The sequence below is a fragment of the Kitasatospora sp. NBC_00240 genome, assembly GCF_026342405.1.
GTDB lineage: Bacteria > Actinomycetota > Actinomycetes > Streptomycetales > Streptomycetaceae > Kitasatospora.
In genome coordinates this window covers 2,536,432-2,560,324 of record NZ_JAPEMU010000001.1, presented here as the reverse complement: position 1 = coordinate 2,560,324, position 23,893 = coordinate 2,536,432, and the positions used below count along the sequence as shown (strand labels likewise).

Below are 23,893 nucleotides of genomic sequence, written 5' to 3'. Positions count from 1 at the left end.
AGGCCAGACGGGGGCGTGCTGTTGCCTGCTCATCCGGGCGGGGGCCCAGGGTCCTTCCGCTGAGCGGCGATGACCAGCCGAGTGCGCTGCACCATCAGACCGGCCAGCGCCACGAGCAGGATGGCCCGGGCCACCCGCAGGACGGACGTCACCGGCCCGGATGGCCACACCAGGGTGACCACCACGGTGTACAGGCCGAGCAGTCCGACCGCCACGGTGAAGCACATGACGTTCCGGCCCCATGCGGACTGCCACCAGCGGGCCTTCACGTGGTACACCGTCGCCGCCACGGTCGCGGTCGCCGCGATCAGGGCCGAGCCGGCGACGTTCGAAATCTGAGCCGCGTCCATCAACGGCCTCCCTCCAGCGTGAGCCGGATGCGCTCCGCGAAGTGGTTCTCGCGCCGGGCCTCCCTCAGCACCCGGGCCGCCTCCGACACCAACGGAGCCTGCTCGTGCGCCGCATCCCGCGCGCACTCCGCGAGATGCAGTGCGCTGGAAGCGGCCTGCTGCCCCCGTGTCGGCTCGCCCCTACGCCTGCGACGCCAGGCCCTGATCCACCGGAGCATGCTGCACCCCCTCGGCCGGGGGCTGAGGGTTCGGCAGCGCCCTCAGCAGGGGGACCGCGACCCGCGCGACCTCGAGCAGCTCGCCGTTCTGATCCTGGGCCACGTGCCGGGCCTCCTCGGACACCTGGTGGGCGGCCCGCCAGGTGTCCCGTTCCTCGCGCATGTCCTCGTACGTCCGGCGCGGCACCAGACGGCCGGTGAGGATGAGCAGGACTATCAGGGTGACGACCCCGACCGCCCCGCCTTGGATCATGCCGAGGCCTGCCAGCTCATCCACCGTAGGCGTCGCCGGACACCGCGGTCAGGGGCGGGAGCGGGGCCTTGGCCGGCACTGGCGCCGTCACCTGGGTACGGGTCCAGACCGCGACGGCAGCCGTGGCGATCAGCATGACCGCGGCCTGCTGCTCGGTGTTCCAGTGGAAGCCGAAGCCGATCACCAGCGAGCCGAGGGCCTGGATCAGGCCGAGGATCGCCGCGCCCAGCCCGTCGTGGACGATGACCGCGATGGCGATGGCGACGACCGTCGCAGCGGCCGTGTTGAGTGCGGCCTGCTCGCCGCTGGTCAGGTCGACGCCGAGGCCCGGCAGGCCGTTGACGACGGCGGCGACCAGCGCGAGGAGCAGGGCGGGCTCTCTGCCGAAGATCTTGGGCATGACGTGGTTCCCTTCTCAGGCGCGCAGGGCGCGGTCGTAGGCGGCGAGCTGGTTGTACTGGGCGTCGTCGCCCGGGGGGATGGTGTAGTCGAACTCGGGGCGGCCCCAGAGGTTCCACTCGGCGCCGGTGATCTGCCGGATGAAGCCGGTCGGCCAGATGCCGAAGACGGCGTTGCCGCCGGCCTGGTCAGGCTGGCCCTTGACGAGGATCACACCGGCCGGCTTGGTGAAGGTCGGTGCAGGCGGCGGGGTAGTGGGGGTGCTCATGGTCAGGCTCCGATCGCGAGGTAGGCGCGCGGCCGCCGGCGGCGGGGCGCAGGGGTGGGAGTGGTCGGCTGAACCGGCGGGACGTTCGGCTGCGGCGGGGCACCAGACGCCCGGGCGACGATGCCCGGGAACACGACGTCGTGGAACTGCGCGGTGCGGAGGTCGCCCGGGCAGGCCGTGCCGCCGTCCGACCACTGCGGGAACATGCGGTGGACGCCGTATCCGGGGTCGTCCCAGGTCCGGCAGATCCGCAGCGGGATGCCGTGCTGCTGGTGGACCCAGACGCCGAGCCGGATCAGCGCCTCGACCTGCTCCGGGGTCCACGGGTCGGTGTGCTGCAGGTTCGACGCGGACTCGCAGGAGATCGCGCCGGTGCCGTCCGGCCGGCGGTTGGCGTACATGTTGGCGTCCGCGCGGGTCTGCGTGCCGACGTACTGCCCCATCGCGCCGTCGAACCCGAGGCCGAAGTGGCTCTCCAGGTTCGTCGAGTCCCGCCAGTACTCGAAGATCCGCTGCGGCGTCCACGGCGCAGCGATGCTGTGCATGAGCAACTGGGTCGGGATGATCGCCGGCTGCGCGTCGGACTCGGGTTGAAGCTCCATGCGCTCAGCGCCGGGGTACCAGGCCATGAGGTGCCTCCTAGAGGTGCTTGTCGGACAGCCACTGCCGCGCGGCAGCCGCGAGGGCGGCGTCCGGATCGGCCGGCGTGGGGGCGGGTACCGGTACGGGCGCCGTACTGAGCACCGGCACGGTGACGTCACCCTGCTGAGAGAGGAGCCATGCGAGATCCGCGGCCGCCAGGTAGCCCCGGCCGCTCTGCCCCCAGCTGTCGCCCCACGAGTTCGTGAGCCAGTACCGGTCGGTGCCCGCGTCCCAGCCAGTAATCTCCAGCTCGTGGCCGCCGGCGACCTTCGAGGTCTTGTAGACGACGATCCGGCCGTCCGCCGCCGGCTCGAACATTGACTGCAGCCAGGGGATGCCGAGCAGCACCGGGCCGGCCTGCAGGGCCGAGGCGACGGCCGCGATGGAGAAGGCGTGGGTGTAGCCGGTGGCGAGACCGAGGGTCTTGAGGGCCTTGGCGGCGCCGAGGCCGGAGGAGCCGGTGTCGGTAGGCGGGTAGCTGCCGGGGATGTCGTCCAGCACGGTGGCGAGGGAGTACAGGTGCACGGCGAACGCCTCGTTGAGGGTGTGCTCTCCCGCCGCGAAGAGGCCGCGGGAGGCGGCGGCGCCAGCCGCGCCGATGGTGACACTGGTGGTCGCCTGCCGGCCCGCGCTGTCCGTGGCGAGCAGGCCGGTAGCGGCATTGCCGGTGCAGGAGCCGATCTCCCCCTGGTCCAGAATCGGCGCCCGGCGCTCCCAGTTGACGCTCCGCAGCGCCGACTTCGGGAGGACACCGTGTGCGTGCCGCAGAGAGCGCGGGTCGTGCTCGACATGCCTGCCGAAGGGACGGTTCATGGTGCCGGTTCCTCCGGGGATGCGATGACCCAGCCGGTGGGCAGCGTCACCGTGGCGGGCGGGGGAGTGGGCGGCGCCGCGTTCTCCGGCGTGCACCCGCAGGAGGGCAGCTTCCCCAGCAGCGGGGTGGTGCAGGTCGCCGCGTGCGTGAGTGTCGCGAGGTCCATGCTGATGGGGTGCTCGGAGCAGGCGTGGACGGCGACGTGGATGTCTGCCGCGGTGGGGAGCGGATCGAACTGGGGGGCCGGCTGCTCAGGGTCGGCGGCGGCGATGATCTCATCGCGGCGGACCTGCTCGGCGGCGACGATGTTGGCGAGTTCGGCTTCGGACGGTCGCCGGCTCCATTGGACGGCCGGTGCGCCGAGGCAACCGGTAAGCCAGCATGTTCGGTCGGTCACGGTGTGGCTCTCCTAGGCGTGGATGAAGAGGCAGCCCATGCCGGTCTGGGACGGCACGGTGTTGAGGGACACCCCGGAGGACTGGTAGGCGACGACGTCGATGTAGTCAGTGGTGCCGTTGCACTGGATGAACGCCCACGCGTCGATGGTCGTGTTGATGGCACCGGCGGATCCTTGGCCTGCTCCTTGTCCGACGTTGACGGTCACGGCGTTCTTGCGGATCTCCACGTCGCGTCCGCCCGTGGTGTTGGACGCGAAGCTCACTGCGGCGAGGACCAGGTACAGGCCCGGCGCCGTCGGCGTGTAGCGGGGGTTGTTCGTCACATTGCTGTGGCCGCCGTACGTGTCGAAGAGGGTGGTGTCGAAGCCGATGGCGGTCAGGGTGGCGTGGGCGAGGGCCTGCGCCGAGGACTGGGTGATTTGCACGATGGGCGGGTTGGTGAGGAACGTCCCGTTGTTGTAGATGTTGGAGTTCCACATCGCGGAGGTGAGCAGGTTGCCGGGGATGTTGCTGGCCCAGGTGGGGACCGGGAGGTTCACCATGCTCGGCTCCTAGTAGGCGAAGTCGACGGAGTCGAACTTGGCGGAGTTGTTCCAGGTCGTCGGGTCGGTGACACCGGCGGGCAACGGTTCGCAGATGACGTCGCCGTTGGTGTGCGACTTGGTGGTCGCCGTGGTGAGGGTGAGGACGGCCGTGGTCCACCCGGCGGTCGTGGAGGACACCGATTTGACGGTGACGGTCTCGACGTTGGCGGTGCCCAAGCCGATGATCAGTTGCTGGTTGACGCCGATCTGGGCGGCGGCCGGGTTGGTGTTGTCGCTGCCCGTGTTGATGGTGAGCGTGGTGACACCAGACGCGGGACTGCCGTTGAGCGTGGTGCGGAACGACGCGAACAGCCCGTACGGGGTGAGATCGACCGGTGAGCACTGGATGTTGAGGACGGCCTCGTTGTCGTCGGACAGGGTCCAGGCGAGGGACTCGACGAAGCAGTCGAGGGTGATGCTGCTCGCCGGGGCGGGTGGCCGGCGCACGACCCGGATGCGGGTGCCGAGTTCCAGGGCCAGGCAGACGGGCCACAGCAGGGTCGGGTTGGCGCTGGGGTGCAGGGTGAGGCTGGCGACCCGCATGGCGGGCGCCTTGTACCGGGAGATCAAGTAGTTCGCGGCGTCCTGGCATTCCTGCGCGGAGCTGGTGTTGATGGTGCGAGACAGCTTCCGCGGGAACGACCGCGTGACCGACGCGATGTCCTGGGCGGAGAAGGCTTGCCCCGTGCTCTGCTGGGTGACCGTGACCTGGTTGGCGATGTGGGTGCCGTCCCAGTCCAGGGCCAGGCCCTCGTACGGGATCTCCCCGCCCGCGGTGTTCTCCCCGAACGTGTAGACCGGTGTCAGGGCGTTGTAGCGGGTCCCGCGGGACTTGAAGGTGATGACTCCGGCCCGGTCGACGTAGTGGGCGCCGTTCTCTGTGTCCACGACCGCCTGGAGTGCCGTCAGGGCGTCCTGCCCGCCGACGTTCGCCGCAGACCCCATGGACGTCGTCTGCCCGGCCTGGATGCTGGTCGGGCCGGTGTACCCGGCCCAGCCGAGGATCCGCTGGTAGCGGGCACTGGTGGACTCCCCTGCGAACGCCGAGCGCCACGCCGAGTACACGGCCGTGCAGTCGGCGGCGGAGAGCAGGCTCGGCCATTCGGTGGCGAACGCGATGTCGCCCTGGAGGTTGTAGATGGTGGCGTCGCCGAGTTGCGGGTCGAGCCACGCGCCCAGATTGTCGTTGAGGAGGGGGCTGGGAAGGTTGGCGAAGAAAGACGTAGATCGCTGGTCGACGCCGTCGACGTTGAGGAACAGGGTGGACGCGGTCGAGCTCTGGCCGAAGATCACCAGATGCCAGTTGCCGTCGCTGAGGGTCGTGCTGGTGGAGGTGAAGATGCCGCCGTTACCGGAGGAGTCCTGGACGTTGACGCGCACCGCGCCGAAGCTGTCGAGGATGACCTGTATGGAGGTGCCGGAGGAGGTGGGGCTCGGCACGTAGTGGGCGCCGAACCCCGACCAGAGTGCGGTGAACGCCGCGGGTGGCGCGCCAGCGGTGTTCCGGAAGGCGATCATGCGGGTCCAGGCGGTGCTGGTGGGCCCGGCGATCCCGGCGGCGCCGAGGGAGATGTACGTCGCTGCGCTGGTGGTCACGGTGCCCGGGTTGGGGTTGGCGACGCTGACAACGGTGCTGCTCGCACCGGTGAAGATCCCGTTGACGGGGTCGGTGGCGGCGACCTGGTTCCCGGCGGTGAGGGTGCCCGCCCCGGACTTCGACACGGATACGACGGCAGCCGCGCAGTTGCCGGCCGCGTCCGCGAAGAGGCTGCTGTCTTGGGGGTCGCCGAGGGTGTAGACGAATCGAGGGCTGCGGGAGTAGATCTCCTCTGTCAGCGGGTCGCGAAGCTGCCGCTGGGAGAGGAGGCTGAAAGCGTCGTACCCGTTCGGCAGGACGGTGCCGTACGTGCCGGACAGGGCCCACGACTGGGGGTAGCGGTCCACGAAGCCGGCCCACATCGGGTACCAGGTGCCGGGTTCGACCCAGCTGGTCGGCGCGGCGGCCTGCTCCAGCTGCCAGGCGTCGACCTGGACATTGACGGTGGAGCCCGGCGAGGTGGCGGCGGTACGGACGCCAACCGTGCACGACGCGGTGTTCACCGGGACTGCGGCGAGCGACACGGTGACCTGTGTCCACGACGCGGTGGCGCTGCCGGTGAGGACCGAAGTGCCGCCGAGGGTGGTGCTGATGAGTGTCCCCGACGCGTTGTACCAGGCCATGTACGCCTGCACGGTGAGGCTCGTCGACGGGGTGATGTCGCGGACCCGCAGTTGCAGGGAAGCGGGCTGGCCCGGCTGCAGGGCCGGCTGCGACGTCGCGCAGACGCTGGTGCCGGATGCGGTTGCCGCGGGCACGGCGAACTGGAACGCGCGGGCGCCTTGGAATGCGGTGCCGGAGGCGACGATGCTGCCGCCAGTGCTGTCCGTCGCCGACGACACGGCGATACCGCTCTGGCCGCCGGGGATCAGGCCTGCGGAGTAGCCGCCGCTGTCACCTCCTGTGGCCTGCACCGCCGTGAGGAGGTTGACGGTCGGCGGCCACTGGGCGCGCAGGCGGTACGGCTGCCAGAGCTGCATGTGCCCGTACCAGGGACTGGCGGTGTTCAGCGCGTCGAACTCGCCGGTGGTGTTGGCCCACTCTGCGACGATGGAACCGGACCGGACTTGGTCGAGTTCGTACTGCCGGCCCCGATTGGTGCCCACCGTGCGGCGGGTTTTCGGGCCGACGTCGACGTACTGCTCCAGGGGGATCGCCGCGGCGTTGGCGTTCCACCGCGGGCCCCAGGCGTGCTCCATCCACGGCCAGTTGGAGTTGATGGCCACGGCGTTGCCCCCTTTACTGGCGCCGGTAGGGCTGCCATGTCTGCGAGTTGTGAGCACCCAGGTCGTACATCTGCCGCTCCAGGACGGTCCGCAGGTCGCGCTCCGACAGGACGGAGCCCTGAACGGTCACGTTGACGACGACCGGCGGCCCGGCGGCGTACCGGCCCCCGGCTGCGAGCGGCGCTGCTCCCGCGAAGGCGGGGGCGAGTGCGGCGCCGCCGATGCCGATGGCGGCGGCCGCAGCGAGGCCTCCGGAGGCCCGGGTGACGAGAGGCGCCGAGCGTTGCATGCCGGTGGCGAGCATCGTGCCGATGTTGTGACCGGCGATGTCGAGGGACCCGGTGCCGGACAGGGGTCCGACCTTGGCGGGGGAGAAAGGCCAGTAGCTGCGGACGCTGCCGGCGATGTCCCCGATGGCGTCCTTGACGCCGCCGGCGGCGGACTTGATGCCTTTGATGAGGCCGTTGATCAGGTTCTTTCCGGCGTCGTACAGGAGGCTCCCGAAGTCGCCTGCGACGCGGCCGAGGTAGCCGGTGATGTCGTCCCAGGCTTGGGAGACGAGGTGCCTGAGGTCGCCCCAGACCTTGCCCCACTTGAGGGTGATGATGTCGAGGACGAGGCCGATGACGTTCTCGGCGTAGTGGATGCCGGTGGTGATGACGCCCGAGATGAGGTCCCAGGCGAGCTTCACGGTGTCCTTGATGATGCCCCAGGCCACGGTCCAGGCACCTTGGATGATCGACAGGACGGGCTTCATGTAGCCGTCCCACCAGACCTGCACGATCGTCTTGACGTAGTCCCACACGAACTGCCAAACCTGGTGGATCTGGTGGGAGTGCTCGCCCCACCAGTCGACGAACTCGGCAACCCGCTCCCGGATCCACTTCAGGACGTTGTCGTTGAACCAGTTCACGACGGCGTGGACCGCGTGCAGTACCTGTTCCCAGGCGGTGCGGAACACCTCCTTGTGTGCCTGGAACCAGTCGATGACGTCGTGGATGGCTTCCTTGACGAGTGGCATGACGGTCGTCGCGAACCAATGGACGACGGTGCCGATCAGGTGCCAGGTGTTGACGAAGACGGTGGCGAGGTAGGAGCCGACGGCGTTGACGATGCGGTGGAAAGTCTCGAAGTGCTTGTAGGCGTAGACGACTGCCCCGGCCAGGGCGATGACCGCGGTGGCGATGAGGATCTCCGGGCCTGCGGCTGCCGCGACGGCGACGCCGAGGGCGATGACGGATCCGACGAGAACCCCGCCAATGACGGCGGCCAAGGCCTGTACTGCGGTCTTGTGGGACGACACCCATGTGGCTCCGCGCTGAACCCAGCCGAGGAACTTCTCCACGTACGGGATCAGCATGGTGCCGATGGCGATGCCGAGGGTCGCGGCGGTCTCCTTGAGCTGCGACATGTGGAAGCCGAAGGTCTTCTGGACCTCGGAGAAGCCTTCGACGTGCGCCGAGTTGTCCTCTGCGGCCTTGCCGATCGCATCGACGTTGTCCGCGAAGGTCTGGGCGTGGACGCCGGACAGTTCGAGGTAGGTGTTGAGGCCGGCGGAGCCGCCCATCATCTTCGACATCTCGGCGATGAACGTCTGCGAGGGGCCGGAGCCGTTCTTCAGCATCGTGCTGAAGCCCTCGGAGTTCTTGGCGAGGGCGAGGAACTGCTTCGCAAGGTCGCCCTGCAGGCCGGGCATCGAATTGGCGGCCTTGTTGAAATCGCCGAGGCTGACACCGCCGTCGAGGAAACCCTGCGACAGGGTCTTCGCAGCCGGGCCCATCCCCTCCATCATCACCTTGAGGGCTTCCGTGGCCTGCTTGCTGCGGTTCATCGTCTCGACCAGGACCATGCCGTCCTTGGTGTGCTTGGCGATCGCCTCCGCGACGATGTCGAACGTGCCCGTGAGGCCGTTCTTGCCGAGATCCTTGGCGAGCTGTTGTCCGTCGAGGCCGATGGATGCGAACGCCTTCCGGGCGGGTTCCTTCTGGTCCGACAGGTGCGAGATCGCGGCCTGCAGGTTCTGCGCGGCCTGACGCGCGGTCACACCCTGCGCGGTCATGGTCGCCATCGCGCCGAGCATCTCCTGCAGGGAGACGCCGGCGGCGGACGCCTTGCTCATGACGACGGGCAGCGCGGAGGACAGTTCCTCCATGGAGGCCTTGCCGTGCGCGGTCGTCTGGACCATCGCGTTCATGACGCCGGACACGTGGTCGACGTCGAACCCGAACGAGTTCATGGCGCTGTCGAGGGTGTTGGAGACGGTCTCCAGGCTCGCGCCTTCCGCGCGGGCGCCTTCGGCCGCGACCTCCAGCAGGCGCAGGCCCTCGGCGCCGTGGAACCCCGCCGACTCGATCTTGTAGAGGCCCTCGGAGAGTTCCTTCGTCGACGTGCCCGTGTCGATGGCCATCTTCAGGACGCCCTCGGACACCAGCTTCAGGTTGCCGGTCAGCTTCCCGCCGAGCAGCTCACCCGTCTCACCTGCGGACGTCCGCAGCCGCACCATCTCGCCCTGGAACTCCGACGCCGCGTGAATGGTCTCCACGGCGCCGAACGCCGCGGCCCCGAGCCCCAAGGTGTACTTCTTAAGGGCCGCCGCGGCGCCGGCTGTTGCGCCGGAGACGGTGGCCCCGACCCGTCCCATTGCCGCCTCGGTCTCGGCGGCGGTCGCGGTCGCTGCCGTGCCCGCCTCGGCCGCGGCGACCGAACTGCGTGTCGATGCCGCCGCCGTCGCCGCTGCGGCGCCAGTCGACGCTGCGCCCACCTCGGCCACGGAGGCTGCCGCGAGACGCGCGGATTCCCGGATGGAGACGAACGCCGCGTCCGCCGACGCTGCCATCTCCTCCGCGGACCCGGACACCGCACCCATGGCCGCGGGCATGGTCTCGCTCATACCCAGGACGGCCTTGTCGAGGGCCCGGGCCGCGGAGGCGACCTGCCGCAGACCGGTCTTCGCGACCGTCGACGCCTCCTCCACGGCGGCGGACATCTCCAGGGCCGCAGCCGACATCCGCGCGAAGGACTCGGCGACGACGGCGGACGTCTCCTGCGCCGCGGCCGCGAACTCCTCCAGCTGAGCGACGGACCTCGTCATCGCGGTGGCGAACTCGGCGACATCCGCCCCGAGATTGACGAGGACCGGTGGCAGGAACGACTCGGACACCGCGCACCCCCTTGCATGTGGTGGGCGGCGCCCAGATGCGGGCGTTGCAGATGGTCAGCCGGTGATCGCTCGCGCCCAGGCGCGGTGGAACGTGTCCTCCAGCCGGCCGCTGTGGTGCACGGCGTCGAAGGACGGCCACAGGTACGGCCGGGCGGGCAACTGCGTCCGGCCGGTGCTCCCGCCGAGCTCCTGGATCCGGGAGTAGGCGGCGGTAGGCCCCATGGCGGACAGCCACACCCCGGCACCCGCCGGCGTTGGGCCGGCCATGTCGAAGCTCGACCGGAGACGCCCGGTGACCAGCGCGGGCGGCCCCCCGGCGGGAGCCGGGGTGGGGGTGCGCCGCGGGTGGGAGTAGCGGGACAGGCGGGCCCGCGCCTCCCCCTCGATCAGCGACTGAGCAGTGATGATCGCCAGCGGGGTCGCCGCCTCAACGCGGGCGACCATGCCCTCCAACGCCTTGACGACATCGGTGAGACCCGTGACTTTGAGAGCCACAGCTCACCCCCTCGCGTTGGCTTCCTCCTGCAGATCGGCCCGCACCTCGTCGTAGACGCCCGCCAACTGCGGGAGCTGCGCATCCAGCCAGGCCGGCAGATCGTCGACCTGCGCCGGCGTCCAGCCCCACCGCTCCGCGTACCAGACGTACCCGGCGGCTTCCTCCTCCGGCGTCCACGGGCCGTCGACGGGGGCGTCGTCACCCCTCCAGCGGGCAGCTACCCGACAGAGGGCGCGGTAGGGGACGCCGGGTCGCTCTGCTGCGCACCGTCCGCCGGGTCGGCCTTCGGCGGGAACAGCGCTCGGATGACGGGCTGCACGATCTCCATGACGGCGGCGTCGTCCTCCAGCGGCAGCAGCTCCAGGGACTGCGGGGACGCCGAAGGCAGCGGCAGCTCGTACGACCAGTTGGTGACCAGCAGGGTGAGCAGGCCGTCCGCCATCTCGTAGCCGGCCGAGATTACCCGGTCGATGTCGGAGACGGCGCTGAGTGCGCGCTTCTTGTCGCCGCGGCGCAGGTCGCGCCAGTCGCGCAGCTCGATCCAGTTGCCGGAGGGCATGGGGTGACGCTCGGACATGAGGGCTCCTGCGAGGGTTAGTAGGTGTTGGGTGCGACGTTGTTGGTGACGGTGATCCGGATGGGCGACATGCCGCCGCTGCCGCCTGCGTTGGTGGTGTTGAAGACGGCCTTGAAGCCGTTCTGGTAGCCGACGGCGGTCTTGCCGGTCTCCGCTTCGGAGGAGATGAACGCGGCGACCTGGATGTCGACCTGGACGGTGATGAGTGCGTTGCCGGCGAGGCCGTTCGTTGTGACGATCTGCAGAACAGGCTGCGTGTTGTTGAGCATGTACAGCAGGGGACTTTCGTCGGCGACAGCACCGAAGTTCAGCTTCCCTTCGACGGACAGGCCGCCGCGCTGGATGACGTACGGGGTCTGCACGCCGGTGGCCGTGTAGTACACGCCGAGCTCACGCTTCATGGTGATCTCGCCGTCGGACACGGTGGACACGAGCGTGCCGCCGCTGGCGGGGCCGCCGATGCCGACCTTCGTCTGCCACCCCGCGACCGGCAGGGTCGCAGTGGGGTTGGCTGTCGGCGCGGACCCGAGCGCGACGGACGGGAAGCCCTGCGCCTTGCCGGTCCACGTCAGGAGCTCCGACTCGGCGTTGAACTTCAGCCCGAGTTCGCCCAGGCAGGTGCCTGGGTACTGGCGGGCGCCGGACGTCGCGGTCGGCCCCAGGTAGTGCGTGAGGGTGTGGCTCGGGGGCTGACCGCTGCCGGAGTTGAGGAGCGAGAACGCGTACGTGTAGGGGCCGGTGACCGGCGTGACAGCCTGCGCGGAGGCGTGGGTGTACACCAGCCCGGTCGACGGCGTGGCGATCGGAATGTTGTACGGGCCCGACCCGGTCGGGGTGCCGGTCGTCACGACCTCGGCCGTCGCGCCGGTACCGACCTGCACGAGGGTGCCGGCGGGGATCGACGCCACGGTCGACATCGTCACCGCCCCTGCGACCGCCTGAGAGCCCAGGGTGGTGGCGCCAGACCCGGTCGGCGTGCCGGTGACCGCAAGGTCGCCCATGATGTTGCGGAGGAAGAACGGCAGGCCGTCACCGTAGACCGGGCCACCCAGGTCGAAGCTGGACGCCTTGACGCCCGCGATCTGCGCGAACGACTCGGTGCCCATGGAGCCGCGCCACGACTTGTCCTCCAGGAACTTCGGCACGTCCTTCGGCTTGAGGGAGTTCACGAGCTGCGTGAACACCATGGCCACAGGGGTGCCCTGGGTGGCCTCCACGGCCATCCCGAGGAACTGCTTGGCGGGAGCGAAGGTCACAGGAGTGGGCACGTCAGGCCTCCGGGCGCGGCTCGGCCGGCATGTTGTCCGGCTGCTGGTTGGGCTTCTTGCGGGTGGCCGTCCAGCGGCCGTCGTCCGGGGCGCCGTCCGGCCACGCGAACACTGTTGCCGGTGTCGCGGCCGTACCGGGGTCCTCGTCGGTCGCGGGCAGACCTGGCTGCGCCGGCCGGGCGGTAAGCGGTACGGCGAGGTACACCGTGGCGAACGGCGCGATGTACTCGAACGCCGCGGGCGGCTCCGGGGCGACATCAGCCGTCGGCTCGGGCTCGCCGGTCGGCGGGGTCTTGGGTGCGGGCATACGGGCCTCCGGTGTGAACGCGGGACGTGGCGGGTCAGGTGGCGACGAACTCGCAGGCCGCGAACGTCACTCCGAGGTAGGACTTGGTGAGCTCCGAGCGGACCTCGGGCTGGCCGTAGGTGAAGGTGATCCCGGCGAGCGCCGCGTTCCCGTCGATGTATTCGCCGGCCTGGAACACTGCGCCGCCCAGCGTCCGGTCCGCCCGCAGCCGCTCCACGATGGCGTCCTGCAGGGCGTACACGTCGTCCTGCGCGTCCTCGGCGTACGCGGTGCGGGACCGGAGGAAGCAGCCCAGCTCGACGTCGAAGTTCCGCTGCTTCATGCCGCCGTGTTCACCGCCGAGCGCTACCCGGAACTCGGTGGAGCGGTAGATGGTCACCACCATTTGGCAGCCCGTGCGGGCACCCGTCGGCTGGCCCCGGTAGTAGTCCGCGTGGTCGTCGGCCTTGGCGAAGGCCCGTCGTACGACGCCCACGCTGGGGATCGTCGACGAGCGGTAGGTGCGTGTCTGCGCGTCGTAGGCGCCGCCGAGGTAGGTGCAGATGCCGTGCAGGGCGCTCTGGACGCTCACCGGATCCTCCCGTACGACGCGAGGATCCGCCGGGCCTCCTGGGCGTACCACTCAGCAGTGCGGCCCTGCTTGCTGCGCACCGACGACGAGGGGGCCGCGCCCGGGTAGGAGCTTTCCGCAGCCACATCGGGGCGCATCAGCAGCGACGTGGCGTAGTGGGTGACGGCCAGGCGCTGGTCGGCGGTCAGCCCGGAGACGTCGGAGCCGGCGGTGTGCACGAACAGGGCCGGGTTGGCGAGCGGAACCGCGGTCGGTGCGGGTGCGGTGCCGGGCGTCGTCGGCGTCCAGGTGTCGGCGATCGTGATGGTCTCCTCGACGCCGGGCTCCCAGATCCGGTAGCTCTCACCGGGCAGGATTCCCGTCGGGTCTTCGACGGTGAGCGTGGTCGCGCCCGCAAGGGCCGGCTGGGAGAGGATCGTGGCGACGCGTCCCGCGGCGTACTGCGCTTGGACGAAGACCTCACCGGCGGACGTCGGTGCCCCGAACTGCAGGGACCCTGACCATGCGCCGCCGCTGGCGGACAGAGCGACGACGAGGTTGGCGCCGTCCTCCACCCACGCCGGCGGACCGGCGGCGGTGGTCAGCGTGGTGGGGCTGTAGCCGTAGCCGACCGCTCCGACGGAGAGGACCGGCGAGTGCTCGGCGTGGAACCGCAGATTGCCTTGCCGGTCGACCCGGGACCGGCAGCGTTGCGTCCACGAGTGCGCGCCGAGCGGCATGTCGATCTCGTTGTCGGCCCACTGCGACGCCATCAGCAAGATGTTGGTGAGCTCTGCGTCCTGCTCGTCGCTGCTGGAGGAACCCGAGCGCAGCCCGTCGAGGTCCAGGTAGGTGGGGTGAGCCTTGAACGCCGCCGTGGAGACGTACGGGCGATTGGGCATGACGCGCTCGCCCCCTTCCTCGGCTCGTGGTCAGGGACGGCTGACGAGGGAGGCAGAGAACGTGATCGACGTGGGACTACCGGACAGGGTCCAGCCGAACCGGGCCTGGGTGGTGAGAGCAGCGGGGAATGCCCCGGGGCCGGTACCGACGCCAGCCGTGACCGTTCCGCCGGTCATGCCGTCGCCAACCGACGCGGAGCGCTTGCCGGTGGTGGTGAGGGAGCCGGATGTCCAGACGGGGTACCAGACGCCGTCGGCGCCGAGCCGGTCGAGGAAGAACGTCACACCGGGCGTGGTCCCGCCGGTGAAGGCAGTGACGCTGACATCGATCGCCAGCGCGCTGTACTTCGTGGTGTCGACGGAGTCGCCCGCGTTGTCCGCGGCGCGGGCACTCGTCGGGTAGGTGAGGCTGATGGCCGCACCGGTGGTGGTGATCGGCAGGCCTCCGCCGGTGAGGGAGATGAGGGAGCCTTCGCCGTCGGTGAGGGCGACGGCTTGTGCGGCGGGCACGTTCGGGTTGGAGCTCTGGGCGACTGCCGCGTAGCCGCTGCCGGTGACGACGGTGGCCATCAGGGGTGCTCGCGGGTCCAGCTGCCGTGCATGCAGCCGACGGCAGTGGCGGTGTCGGGCCAGCCGCCGGGGAGGCACTCGGTGCAGGGCTGGGTGTCTTCGGGGTCGGGTGCCGTGTCCTCGTTGTCGTTGAGGGGGTTGGCTTCCGGCTGCTCCGGCTGCTCCGGCTGCTCCGGCTGCTCCGGCTGCTCCGGCTGCTCCGGCTGCTCCGGCTGCTCCGGCTGCTCCGGCTGCTCCGGCTGCTCCGGCTGCTCCGGCTGCTCCGGCTGCTCCGGCTCGTCGCCGAGCGGCGGCTGCGTCTCCTCGGACTCCGACTCCTCGACCACCTCGGAGGCCAGGATCTCCTCCTGCGCCTTCGGGGCCGACTGGGTGCGCTTGCGCGGGGGCATCTCAGATCTCCTTCTCGCAGGACCCGCCACAGCGGGAGCATCGGGCGAAGTACGAACCGAAGCCGCAGTCGCCGCAACGGCGGCCGCCGCGGGTGCGGCCGCCCAGGTTCGCCGGAAAGGCCCCGAGCTCCCGCAAAGCCCGCTCGTGCTGCGGGTTCGTGACGGTCACGGTGCCGTCCCGGCCCGCGTTGTAGGTGGCGCTGGCGCCGGTGATGGCGCCCTGGACATCGACGCCGCGGACAGCGCCGTCAGGCAGACACAGGCGGGCCATGCTTCTCTCCTTGAGGGCTCGGGTGCGGGCCGCCGGCCGGGGAGTACCGGCGGCCCGCGGCTCGGTCAGACCTTCTTGATGCCGGTCACCGCGCCGTTGAAGCCCGGGGCGTAGCAGAGCAGAGTCCCGAACCAGTACGAGCTCGACTCGAAGGCGAACTGGTTGACGGGCCAGTCGATGCCCATCAGATCCTGGACGTTGTAGACCGCCCACACGTCGGAGATCTCCGTGTCCGGGATCGGCAGGGTGTCCGAGATGATCGGCGCGTTGCCCTGCGGCATCCACGGGTGGACCTCGACGGCGACGGTCTTGCCGGTGACCTCGTTGACGAGGCTGGTGACGACGTCGCCGAGGGTGACGCCGGTCAGCTCGTTCTGGGTGAGGTTGATCCGGTAGCCGTTGTTCGCCGCGCCGGACTTCAGCGCGTCGGACAGCTGCTTGCGGTCGGAGCCGTTCATCAGGACCCGGTCCGGGTCGGCCTTGACGGCGTCGTACAGCGCCGCGAACGCCGTCTGGAACTCGGAGCCGGGGTTTGCCGTCGACAGGGCCGAGTTGAGCCGGTTGACGTAGCCGGACTCGGAGCCGGTGCAGACCGCGAGCATGCCGTCGTAGCCGTTGGCGTACGCCGAGGTGTCGGCGACGACGGTGGACGCCGCGGTGCCGGCGGTCGGCAGGGCGCCCTGGATGGTGAAGGTGCTGGTCCCTGAGCGGCCGGCGTACCAGCGGGCGGCGTCACCCGGGTCCGAGGAGCCGGTGGACACGTACACGCGGACGCCGGTGGCGCCGGCGGGCAGGGTGCAGGTGACGTCGACGACCTGGGTGGACGGCGCGACGTTGACGGCCGAGGTGAGGACGGACTGGCCGAAGTCGCCGGCGTCCGAGGTGACCTTGACGTAGATGTTCGTGGAGACACCGGTGATTGCGGTCTCGCCCGCGCCGGCGGAGCGCGCGGTGAGCGCCAGGCCGGTCGGGGCGGCGAGCGCGCCGAGGAACCCGGAGGCGGTGCCGCGGCCCATGAGGAGCATCCGCTCCTCCAGCAGCATGCTGGAGTACAGCAGGCTGGTGCGGGACAGCTGGCGGATGTCCTGGAAGCCCTGGCCTGCGTACTGCGCGGACCAGGTGACCTGGTCGGAGACGGAGAACTGGGAGTAGGGGACGGTCTTGTCGTAGCCCGCGTAGGAGATCTTCGGGCCGCGCGCGTAGTACAGGCTGTTGCCGGCGCCGGACGGCGCGAAGTTCGTCTGGGTGGTGTCGGCGATACCGGGGTGGATGTTGCCGACTCCGCCGGTGCCGGTGCCAGTGAACCCGGAGATCACCTTGAAGCGGTGGGAGGTGCCGATGCCCTTGCGGCGGGCGATGCGGTTGCGCAGGGGCGTCGGGCGGGGCGCGATCAGCTTCGACGGCGCCTCCAGGTCGAACGCGACGAGTCCGGAGGCCAGCGGGGAGGTGAGGCTGAGGTCCTTCACCAGGTCGGGCTGCTGCGACTTGAGCTGCGTGAGGGCTTCGGTGACCGACGCGAGGGCGTCCGCGGACATGCCCTTGACGAGCTCGGGGGCCTGCAGGGTCTTCGACAGCATGCCGAACGCGTTGGTCGGCTGCGGCGTGAAGTCGATGCCGCGGCCTTCCTGGAAGGCGTTGACGACGTCCTGCGGGCCGAGGGTCCGGCTGGGGACGTTGTCGATCGCGGACATCAGGTTGTCGAAGCGGGTGCTCAGTTCGCCCTTGGTGAGGGCGGGGGCCTCGGGGGTCTCCCCGAAGAGGACGTCGACGTTGGGCAGCGCCATGATGGCCTGCTCCTCTCATGCGAAACGCCCCGCGGTGGGGGCGTGGTGGCTTGGCTGGGGGCGGTGCAGGGTCAGGCGTCGGCCTTGGACAGGAGCGTGTTGGCGCGCTCGATGTAGCCGTCTCGCAGCGTCCGGTCGTTGACCAGGTCGGCCTTGGCCATGAGCTGGGCGGCTTCGATGCGCATGCGGTCCGCGTCCGAGGTGCGGGCTTGTCCCTGCTGGGCGGAGGTGCGGGTGAGCACCGGGCCGCCGGGGACGGGCTGAGCCTTGATGGCTTCGAGCTCGCCGTGTGCCTTCGCCAGGTCTGCCGCGAGCACGTCGATGCGCTCCTGTGCGGCGTTGTTGGCCTCTGCCACAGCGGACTTCACCAGGTCGGTGACGTCAGCCTTCGTCATGAAGTCCGGCTGCTGGGGGGCGGCCGGGGTCTGGGGGGTGGGTTCGGTGTCGTCCGCCTTGGTGGTGTCGGCGGGGGCCGTGTCGGCGAGTTCCATCGACTCTGCGGTCTCCTCGTAGCGCTCGTTCTCCTGGAACCAGCGGAGGGAGCGGACGGCGTCGAGAAGGAGCTCGATGTCGCAGGCCTCGCCGAGGTTGCCGGCGGCGAGGGATTCCGCCTCGGAGATGATCAGCTTGGCGATCGCGGCGATGGCCTCGCCGGCGGTGGTGACGTCGGAGGCCTCCGCCTCCACGGTGTCGGTCTCGGCGGCGGCCGTCGAGGTCTCGTCCGTGGCGTCGGCCTTCGCGAGGTCCGGCAGCAGGGTGCGGACGTCCCGCAGGATCGCCTCGGCCTTCTCGGCGAGTGCCGCCTTCTCCTCGTCGGTCGTCCAGTTGCTGGGCACCAGGCCCTCCAATCCCAGGGCCGCGGCCCGCTTGACGATGTGGGCGCGGGACGTGTCGTCTCCGCTGTCGGCGCTGATCGCCTTGCGGAGATCGGCCTTGGTCGAGATGGGGAGGGAACCGTCGGGCAGCGCCGCGGCGGGGTTGCCCCTGCGGCGCGGCGCGGGGGCGGTGGGCTCGGCCGGTACATCGGTGTCGGTCTTCTCCACCACCTGGGCGTCCTCGACGAGCTGCAGGTCCCCGGCGGAGTCCGCCTTCGCCATGTCGAAGCGGCACTCCGGGTTGGCGGGCCGGTCGACGACGGACACCTCGATCACGTCGCCGCCAATGACGAGGCCGTTCGGTGCGTCGGCCTTGCCCATCTCGATCCGCGGGTTCTTGATGCCGACGGAGAAGCCGCGCAGCACACCGTGCTCGATCTTCTTGACGGCCACGGGGTCGACGATCCTGGCCGCGAGGAGATGGGTGCCGTCGTCGCCCTTGGAGAGGCCGACGCCGACGCCGACGGCCCGCTTGCTGTCGTGCTGCTCGCGGACACCTCCGCCTTCGGCCATCCAGCGGGGCATGGCGCTGTCGAGCCAAGTGCTGTCGAGGCGCTGCTGGTCGCGGTCGAGGGCGCTGGATGCTGCGGGTCCGTAGACGAGCAGGGTGCCGTCGTCCTCGCGGACGGTCTTGGTGATGGGTGCCCACGCGTAGGCGGTGGTCATGGTTCCTCCTCGCCCGTTGCGCGGGCGCGCTGTGTGGAAGGGTCCGGTCAGGCGGGGGAGAGGTAGCAGCGGCAGCGGGGGTGTGCGGGTGGGGCGGTGGTGCCGTCCGCCCAGGCGGATCCGATGGGAACCGGCCCCTCTTGCTCCAGGTCGCGGCAGCGCGGACACGTCAGGTTGTCGGGCTCGGTCTCCCAGCGGACTGCGACGATGCCCGAGTGCCGGTACGTCGCCGTGGTGCCGGCGGACGCCGCCCGGACGACCTCGGTGAGTGCGGTCATCGCGGCCCAGGCCCGGTCTCCGAGGAGCTGCCGGATCTGGTCGGCGAGGTGCGCGCTGGCGAGGCGGCCGGTGACGGCTTCGGCGAGGAGCCGGGCGAGGGCGCGGAGCCGGCCGGTGGTGATGGCCTGCGCCGCCGCGGCGTGACGGTGGATCCACTCCTCAGCCTCGGCCAGCTGCTCGTCAGGGAGGGAGCGTCCCGCTGCTTCCGGGTCTCCCGCGGGCCAGTCCCACACGGCGTCGGTGTCGGCAAGCACTGCCGACGACGCGTGGTGGCCGATGGCCCAGCCTTCGAGCCAGACCTGCCGCAAGGCCGTGGTGAGCCGGTCGAGGCCGACGCCTTGGCGCTGCAGGAAGCCGGATGCGGCGAGGTGCGCCCACGCGTCGGCGCCCGGGGCGGCGACCGCGAAGCCGTCGTCCTCTTCGTCGGTGTCCTCCAGGTCGTCGCCGAAGCCTTGGTCTTCGAGCCACCGCTCGGCAAGGGCATCTGCGTCGACGGCATCTGTCAGTTCCTGGACGAGTTGCCGGGCCCAGAGGTCTGCGGTGGCCTGGTCGCGTTCCCAGCCCGGCCAGGTGGCCGGGCTTCCGCTTTTGGGTGGCGGTCCGGTGCTGCCGCGAACACGACGGCGGTGTCGGCGAGGTCGGGTGCGTCGGCCTTGGTGACGACGGTGAACGTGAACGGCCGGACGGGTGCCGGGTTGCGGCGTGCCCACCGGCGGTAGGCGCTGAGTTCGGCTTTCACCTGCAGGGTGCGGTCCTCGCCGTCATCCTCGTCGGTCTCTGCTCCTCCCTCCTTGTCCTCGTCGTCGGCCGTCGGGATCTTCGTGTCGTTGTCGGGGCCCTGCGGGGCGTCCAGGATGCCGTCGGCATCCCTGTCGGCCAGGGGCCGGCCCTGCACGGCGCCGACGATCTCCCCCGCCGGGACGAGGTCGGATGCCCCGTTGAGGAACACCAGGCCGCGCGTGGTGCGGATCAGCGGCATGTCCGCTTCGGGGAAGTCGTACCGCGGCAGGCCCATCCGGTCCCGGTCCTCGTTGTACGTCATCCGGCCGTCCGCGACCCGCGACTTCGCGACCTCATCCGCGGTCGCCTCCCCCTCCTCCTCCAGGCCGAGGAAGCGGAACTCCAGCTCGTCGGGCATGCCCAGGTGCTGGCGGGAGATGACGGTGACGAGCTGCTGCAGCCACCGCACGGTCGGGAAGGTGCCCTTGCGTTCCTGGACGTCGGCCTGGCCCTCGTGCCAGCCGGAGCTGCCCAGGCCCCCCTCCTCGGTGAAGCCGAGTTCGGCGATCGTCACGTCGAAGTGCGAGGCGATCAGCTTGATCAGGAACAGGTCGTACTCGGGCTTGTACCGCTCGGCGGCGTCGGCCTGCGTCTCCAGTTCCATGCCGGGCGGCAGAACCCGAAGCCTGTGGCGTGAACCCGTAGAGGAGTAGGCGTCGTTGAGGAGCGTCTCGTACTCGGACGTCTGCGCGGGGGACCAGCCGGACGCGCCGCTGTTGCGGAGCAGACCGGTGGGGACGGTCCCCTCGGTGTACTCGTCGCGGATCCACTTGCGGCGCCGCAGCCACACGTCGATGTCTTCGAGGGCCTGCTCGACGGCGGAGTACCCGTACGGGGTGTGGGCGCGGATGTTGCGCCGCTTGTAGATCAGCTCGTCGGACCGGTACCCGTCGGCGATCTTGCCGTCAGCGTCGGTGTCCGCCACGAACTCGCCCCGCGGGAAGCCCTGCAGGATCTGCTGGTAGGCAGGGTTCGGGGGCATCGGCCGGCCGCCGCGGTGGTCCCGCAGCAGCTTCACGGTGGTGCCGTCGAGGATCTCCAGGGCGAACAGATCGCCGCCCCAGGTGCGGCGCGGGTAGATCGCGACGGCGTCGAGGACGAGGTGCTCCTCCAGGAGCTTGCCCATCCAGTCGGCGGTGCTCTCGTCCTGGCCCGGGTCGGGCCGGCGCCAGAACTTCGTGCAGCGGGCGATCTCCGGAGTGAGGCGCTCGCGCAGTTCCGCTTCGACCTCGGACGGGGCCCGGTCGGGGTCGGCGGCCCGGGCGGCCTCCACGGCACTCTTCGTGATCGTGATGGCCCATTCCAGGCCGACGACCTCCGTCTTGCGGATCTCGATGCAGCGCCGGGCGAGACCACCGACGTCGGCGGCGTCCCGCAGGACCTTCCACGGCACGAGGCGGTCCTCGACGCCGGGGAGGTTGGAGGAGACGGGGTAGTCGTTGAAGCGCGGCTGGGGCCGGCCGGTGCGCGGGTCGAGCGGATCGATGGCGCCCGGGATGAGCGGCATGCCCGGCCCGAACGCTACCTGCGGCTCCAGTCGGGGCAGTGGAACGATCGCGCCGGTCGTCTGCCCGCCGACGGTAGTCGACGCCAGGAGCTCAGCGACCTGCTGCGGAGTGAAGGTAGTGGCCGTTGCCGGCACGGTCAGGGCCTTCGCCTGGTCGGGCTGCTCCACGATGCGACGGAAAGGGTTCCAACGCGGCACGTCACACCCCCATCTCGGCTATCCGTTTCGGTAGTGCTGCAGCCAGTCCATGGCGCTGCCGTGCCCGCCGGCGCCGACGTAGAACGCGAGCATCAGCGCGTCCGCGTTGTCGGGGGAACGGCCGATGCGCTTCTTCGTTTCGGCTTTCGGCTCGACGACGATCCGCCCGGAGGCGTCCGTCGTGTACTTCGGTGCGGTGAGCTGGGAGACGAGGCGTTCACGGTCGTCCGCTTCGAGTTCCGACAGGTCCCAGCCGTGGTCCTCGGACAGTTGCCGGCCGATCTGCCACCAGATCTGCGAGCGCAGGCGCGCGAACTTCTCCGGCTCGGTGCTGGACTCTGAGACGTTGACGCCGATGATGTCGGCGCTGTGCGCGCCCTCCTGCCGCTTCTCCCGCAGGGACCCGACGATGCCCCAGCCGATCCCGATGGAGTCGACCTTCACGGCGCCGGCCCCGGTCAGCCCGATCACCCGGACGATCTCCTGCACGACCTTCGCCGAGTCCCTCTCCCGGCTGCGCCACTCGCGGCCCACACGCGGGCCGCGGCGTTCCCGGATGACGGTCTCGTCGCCGCCGGCGCCCAGGTCCACGCCGAGCTCCACCGGCACGAGGTCGGTGTGCAGCAGCGCGGCCGCGGGCGGCAGCGTGCACGCCCGGATCGCGGAGAGCCGCACGACACCGTCCTCGGCGTCGGACGGGAACTCGCCGAGCACCTTGGAGATGTAGGTGGGGGACTGCGCACCGAACTCGGTGCGCATGTCCTCCTCGTAGGCATGCGAGACGAGGCTCGGCCGCAGCTCGTCCGGGATCTCCTCGTCGGTGAAGTTCGGGGTGTCGAACGCCGAGATGCGGATGACGTTCCACCTGTCGGTGTTCGCGCAGACCCTCGCGAACTGGGAGCCCGGGTCGTCGGGGTTGCCGATCGCCAGGATCCTGCAGTGCTCACCGGTGGCGATCGCGTTCGCTGCGGTCCAGAACTGCTTGTTGATGCCGCACGCCTCGTCGAGGATGACCAGGACGTACTTGGCGTGGATGCCCTGGAACGCGTGCGGGTTGTAGTCGGACGGCTTACGGCCGAACGCGATGAGGCGCTTGCCGAGCTTCCAGTCCGTTTCGTTGATCCGGCCGGGCAGCGGGTTTCCGCGCGCTGCGGCGATCCCGAACGCCGCGTTGATCTCCGACCACAGGATCGCCTTCACCTGGTCGCCGGTCGGCGCGGTCGTCACGACCCGCGCCTCTCCGGGCGGGTGGATGTCGAGCCACCACGCGGTCAGCCGCGACGCCGTCCACGACTTGCCGACGCCGTGACACGACTGCACCGCGGTGAGCCGGTTGTCACGGACGGACTCCGCGATGTCGACCTGCTTCGACCACAGGTGCTCGCCGAGCTTCTCCCGCGCCCACAGGGCCGGGTCGGCGGCGTAGTCCGCCGCGCGGGACTGCTGCTCCTCGTCGGCTTCTAGCTGGTCGGCGAGGAGACTGAAGGCGGTCCGCACCGGCCACCGCCCCTGCTACTCGACGGCCCGCAGGTGCCGGGCCATGACCCGCTTGACCTTCGCGGCCTGCTCACCCGTGACGTTGATCGCCGCGAGGCCGGCCTGGACGGCGTCCATGAGGACGCGGGCCTTCTCCTCCTCGATCCGCACGAGGCGGGCGTCGATGTCGAGGCGCGCGATGTCCGCGAGGATCTTCCCCGACCGGTCCATCGCCCGCTCGTACATGACGACCTCGGCGCGCAGCTGTTCCGCGCCGGTCGCCCCTTCGTAGCGGACGTCGTCCCCGAGTGCGTTGACGAGCGGCGCGAGGGCCTCCTGCCAGGCGACGATCTGCCCGGCGACCCTGGACAGTGCGGTGAGAGGGTTGGCGATCGGCGCGACGTCCAGTTTGGCGAGGACGTCTCGGATCTCCCCGTCGACGCGAATGCGTTCGGCCTGCTTGCGGTGGGCGACGGTGCTGCCGCCGTGGAGTTTGCACCTGCCGTTGCCCGCGTGGGGGGTTCCCCATCCGGCGGGGCGCCGGCAGGTGTCGCCGGGTTCGCCTTGGCGTTTCTGGGCTCCGCAGTAGTTCACGGGTGCCTCCCTGGAGGGTTAGGTGGGGAGGAATTCGGCGGTTCGCCCGCGGGCCTGGCAGGTCGGGCCGACGTGCCACCATCGGTGCTCGCCAAGGGCAGCGGGCTGCAGGCAGCGGGAGCATGTTCCGGGGATGGGATGCCAGTCGGCGGCGGGGGTGAACGGTGCGTCGAGGGCGCGGTGCGAGTCGTCCGGGGTCGTCAAGCGGCAGGCTCCGTCGTTTCGGTGGGCCCGTCGGGCGGGGTGTCGACTTCGAGGGTGCGGCACTCGCAGGGGTAGCCGTAGGGGTCGGCGGCGCGGCAGGAGCCGGTGGAGCGGTGCTCGTCGGCGGGGTGGCCGCACAGGCAGAAGAGCCAGGTTCGGGGCACCTTGTCACCTCCGTGCGCCTGGTGGGTTCGCGGCCCGGCGTCGAGAGAGGTGCGCCGGGCCGCGAAGTGGGCCCGCCACCCTCGGAGCGGGCCCGCCCCGCCCAGCCGGTCCGAGCGGCCAGCGGCG

At 70.5% G+C, this 23,893-nt stretch carries 26 protein-coding genes; all 26 read right to left on the bottom strand.

Translation table 11 applies throughout. The features are described 5' to 3' along the window. Positions 1-29 precede the first annotated feature (29 nt). Positions 30-350, bottom strand: a complete 321-nt coding sequence (locus tag OG689_RS11085; RefSeq protein WP_266319776.1) for a hypothetical protein — start codon at positions 348-350, stop codon at positions 30-32. A gap of 180 nt (positions 351-530) precedes the next feature. Further along, positions 531-845, bottom strand: a complete 315-nt coding sequence (locus OG689_RS11080; protein WP_266319775.1) for a hypothetical protein — start codon at positions 843-845, stop codon at positions 531-533. After that, positions 838-1,221, bottom strand: coding sequence for a hypothetical protein (locus OG689_RS11075; protein WP_266319773.1), 384 nt, complete (start codon positions 1,219-1,221; stop codon positions 838-840). Before OG689_RS11075 ends, OG689_RS11080 begins: the two co-directional genes overlap by 8 nt. Positions 1,222-1,236: 15 nt before the next feature. Continuing rightward, positions 1,237-1,488 carry a hypothetical protein gene (locus tag OG689_RS11070; protein WP_266319772.1) on the bottom strand — a complete coding sequence of 84 codons (252 nt, stop codon included), beginning with the start codon at positions 1,486-1,488 and terminating at the stop codon, positions 1,237-1,239. A gap of 2 nt (positions 1,489-1,490) precedes the next feature. Next, a complete protein-coding gene (locus OG689_RS11065; RefSeq protein ID WP_266319770.1) occupies positions 1,491-2,117 on the bottom strand; it encodes an N-acetylmuramoyl-L-alanine amidase in 627 nt (208 codons plus the stop codon). A 10-nt stretch (positions 2,118-2,127) separates the two neighbouring features. Beyond that, on the bottom strand, positions 2,128-2,943 hold the full coding sequence (locus tag OG689_RS11060) for a C1 family peptidase (protein ID WP_266319768.1): 816 nt from the start codon (positions 2,941-2,943) through the stop codon (positions 2,128-2,130). Then, the gene (locus OG689_RS11055) at positions 2,940-3,341 is read right to left on the bottom strand and encodes a hypothetical protein (RefSeq protein WP_266319766.1); all 402 of its coding nucleotides are present in this window, start codon (positions 3,339-3,341) and stop codon (positions 2,940-2,942) included. Before OG689_RS11055 ends, OG689_RS11060 begins: the two co-directional genes overlap by 4 nt. 12 nt (positions 3,342-3,353) lie before the next feature. Then, positions 3,354-3,884, bottom strand: a complete 531-nt coding sequence (locus OG689_RS11050) for a hypothetical protein (protein ID WP_266319765.1) — start codon at positions 3,882-3,884, stop codon at positions 3,354-3,356. Positions 3,885-3,893: 9 nt separating this feature from the next. Continuing rightward, positions 3,894-6,749: a hypothetical protein gene (locus OG689_RS11045; RefSeq protein WP_266319764.1), complete on the bottom strand. Its 2,856-nt coding sequence runs from the start codon at positions 6,747-6,749 to the stop codon at positions 3,894-3,896. 13 nt (positions 6,750-6,762) lie between these two features. Then, a complete protein-coding gene (locus OG689_RS11040; RefSeq protein ID WP_266319763.1) occupies positions 6,763-9,909 on the bottom strand; it encodes a phage tail tape measure protein in 3,147 nt (1,048 codons plus the stop codon). Between the two features lie 54 nt (positions 9,910-9,963). Next, a complete protein-coding gene (locus OG689_RS11035; protein WP_266319761.1) occupies positions 9,964-10,404 on the bottom strand; it encodes a hypothetical protein in 441 nt (146 codons plus the stop codon). 218 nt (positions 10,405-10,622) lie between these two features. After that, positions 10,623-10,982, bottom strand: coding sequence for a hypothetical protein (locus OG689_RS11030; RefSeq protein WP_266319760.1), 360 nt, complete (start codon positions 10,980-10,982; stop codon positions 10,623-10,625). A 17-nt stretch (positions 10,983-10,999) separates the two neighbouring features. Continuing rightward, entirely contained in the window at positions 11,000-12,250 is a 1,251-nt protein-coding gene (locus OG689_RS11025) for a hypothetical protein (RefSeq protein ID WP_266319759.1), read from the bottom strand. Position 12,251: 1 nt separating this feature from the next. Beyond that, entirely contained in the window at positions 12,252-12,557 is a 306-nt protein-coding gene (locus tag OG689_RS11020) for a hypothetical protein (RefSeq protein ID WP_266319758.1), read from the bottom strand. Between the two features lie 34 nt (positions 12,558-12,591). Then, positions 12,592-13,128 carry a hypothetical protein gene (locus OG689_RS11015; protein WP_266319756.1) on the bottom strand — a complete coding sequence of 179 codons (537 nt, stop codon included), beginning with the start codon at positions 13,126-13,128 and terminating at the stop codon, positions 12,592-12,594. Continuing rightward, a complete protein-coding gene (locus OG689_RS11010; protein WP_266319754.1) occupies positions 13,125-14,009 on the bottom strand; it encodes a hypothetical protein in 885 nt (294 codons plus the stop codon). The genes OG689_RS11015 and OG689_RS11010 overlap by 4 nt, the downstream gene beginning before the upstream one ends. 30 nt (positions 14,010-14,039) lie before the next feature. After that, the gene (locus OG689_RS11005) at positions 14,040-14,579 is read right to left on the bottom strand and encodes a hypothetical protein (RefSeq protein WP_266319753.1); all 540 of its coding nucleotides are present in this window, start codon (positions 14,577-14,579) and stop codon (positions 14,040-14,042) included. Next, positions 14,579-14,968, bottom strand: coding sequence for a hypothetical protein (locus OG689_RS11000; protein ID WP_266319751.1), 390 nt, complete (start codon positions 14,966-14,968; stop codon positions 14,579-14,581). Before OG689_RS11000 ends, OG689_RS11005 begins: the two co-directional genes overlap by 1 nt. Position 14,969: 1 nt before the next feature. After that, on the bottom strand, positions 14,970-15,239 hold the full coding sequence (locus OG689_RS10995; protein ID WP_266319749.1) for a hypothetical protein: 270 nt from the start codon (positions 15,237-15,239) through the stop codon (positions 14,970-14,972). A 65-nt stretch (positions 15,240-15,304) separates the two neighbouring features. Then, a complete protein-coding gene (locus tag OG689_RS10990; protein ID WP_266319747.1) occupies positions 15,305-17,023 on the bottom strand; it encodes a hypothetical protein in 1,719 nt (572 codons plus the stop codon). A 71-nt stretch (positions 17,024-17,094) separates the two neighbouring features. Beyond that, complete coding sequence (locus OG689_RS10985) at positions 17,095-18,564, bottom strand: hypothetical protein (RefSeq protein WP_266319745.1); 1,470 nt, start codon at positions 18,562-18,564, stop codon at positions 17,095-17,097. A gap of 47 nt (positions 18,565-18,611) precedes the next feature. After that, on the bottom strand, positions 18,612-19,076 hold the full coding sequence (locus OG689_RS10980; protein WP_266319743.1) for a phage minor head protein: 465 nt from the start codon (positions 19,074-19,076) through the stop codon (positions 18,612-18,614). 269 nt (positions 19,077-19,345) lie between these two features. Then, positions 19,346-21,298, bottom strand: a complete 1,953-nt coding sequence (locus tag OG689_RS10975) for a phage portal protein (protein WP_266319742.1) — start codon at positions 21,296-21,298, stop codon at positions 19,346-19,348. Between the two features lie 48 nt (positions 21,299-21,346). Next, complete coding sequence (locus OG689_RS10970) at positions 21,347-22,825, bottom strand: hypothetical protein (protein ID WP_266319740.1); 1,479 nt, start codon at positions 22,823-22,825, stop codon at positions 21,347-21,349. 15 nt (positions 22,826-22,840) lie between these two features. Continuing rightward, on the bottom strand, positions 22,841-23,398 hold the full coding sequence (locus tag OG689_RS10965; protein ID WP_266319739.1) for a hypothetical protein: 558 nt from the start codon (positions 23,396-23,398) through the stop codon (positions 22,841-22,843). A 200-nt stretch (positions 23,399-23,598) separates the two neighbouring features. Continuing rightward, the gene (locus OG689_RS10960; RefSeq protein WP_266319738.1) at positions 23,599-23,766 is read right to left on the bottom strand and encodes a hypothetical protein; all 168 of its coding nucleotides are present in this window, start codon (positions 23,764-23,766) and stop codon (positions 23,599-23,601) included. Positions 23,767-23,893: the final 127 nt, after the last annotated feature.

Excerpts from the sequence above, each read along its gene's own strand:
- OG689_RS11050 (WP_266319765.1), bottom strand. The coding sequence starts at position 3,884 with ATGGTGAACCTCCCGGTCCCCACCTGGGCCAGCAACATCCCCGGCAAC.
- OG689_RS10995 (WP_266319749.1), bottom strand. The coding sequence starts at position 15,239 with ATGGCCCGCCTGTGTCTGCCTGACGGCGCTGTCCGCGGCGTCGATGTC.
- OG689_RS11060 (WP_266319768.1), bottom strand. The coding sequence starts at position 2,943 with ATGAACCGTCCCTTCGGCAGGCATGTCGAGCACGACCCGCGCTCTCTG.
- OG689_RS10985 (WP_266319745.1), bottom strand. The coding sequence starts at position 18,564 with ATGACCACCGCCTACGCGTGGGCACCCATCACCAAGACCGTCCGCGAG.
- OG689_RS11020 (WP_266319758.1), bottom strand. The coding sequence starts at position 12,557 with ATGCCCGCACCCAAGACCCCGCCGACCGGCGAGCCCGAGCCGACGGCT.
- OG689_RS11030 (WP_266319760.1), bottom strand. The coding sequence starts at position 10,982 with ATGTCCGAGCGTCACCCCATGCCCTCCGGCAACTGGATCGAGCTGCGC.
- OG689_RS11075 (WP_266319773.1), bottom strand. The coding sequence starts at position 1,221 with ATGCCCAAGATCTTCGGCAGAGAGCCCGCCCTGCTCCTCGCGCTGGTC.
- OG689_RS10990 (WP_266319747.1), bottom strand. The coding sequence starts at position 17,023 with ATGGCGCTGCCCAACGTCGACGTCCTCTTCGGGGAGACCCCCGAGGCC.
- OG689_RS11085 (WP_266319776.1), bottom strand. The coding sequence starts at position 350 with ATGGACGCGGCTCAGATTTCGAACGTCGCCGGCTCGGCCCTGATCGCG.
- OG689_RS11005 (WP_266319753.1), bottom strand. The coding sequence starts at position 14,579 with ATGGCCACCGTCGTCACCGGCAGCGGCTACGCGGCAGTCGCCCAGAGC.
- OG689_RS11010 (WP_266319754.1), bottom strand. The coding sequence starts at position 14,009 with ATGCCCAATCGCCCGTACGTCTCCACGGCGGCGTTCAAGGCTCACCCC.
- OG689_RS11000 (WP_266319751.1), bottom strand. The coding sequence starts at position 14,968 with ATGCCCCCGCGCAAGCGCACCCAGTCGGCCCCGAAGGCGCAGGAGGAG.
- OG689_RS11065 (WP_266319770.1), bottom strand. The coding sequence starts at position 2,117 with ATGGCCTGGTACCCCGGCGCTGAGCGCATGGAGCTTCAACCCGAGTCC.
- OG689_RS11070 (WP_266319772.1), bottom strand. The coding sequence starts at position 1,488 with ATGAGCACCCCCACTACCCCGCCGCCTGCACCGACCTTCACCAAGCCG.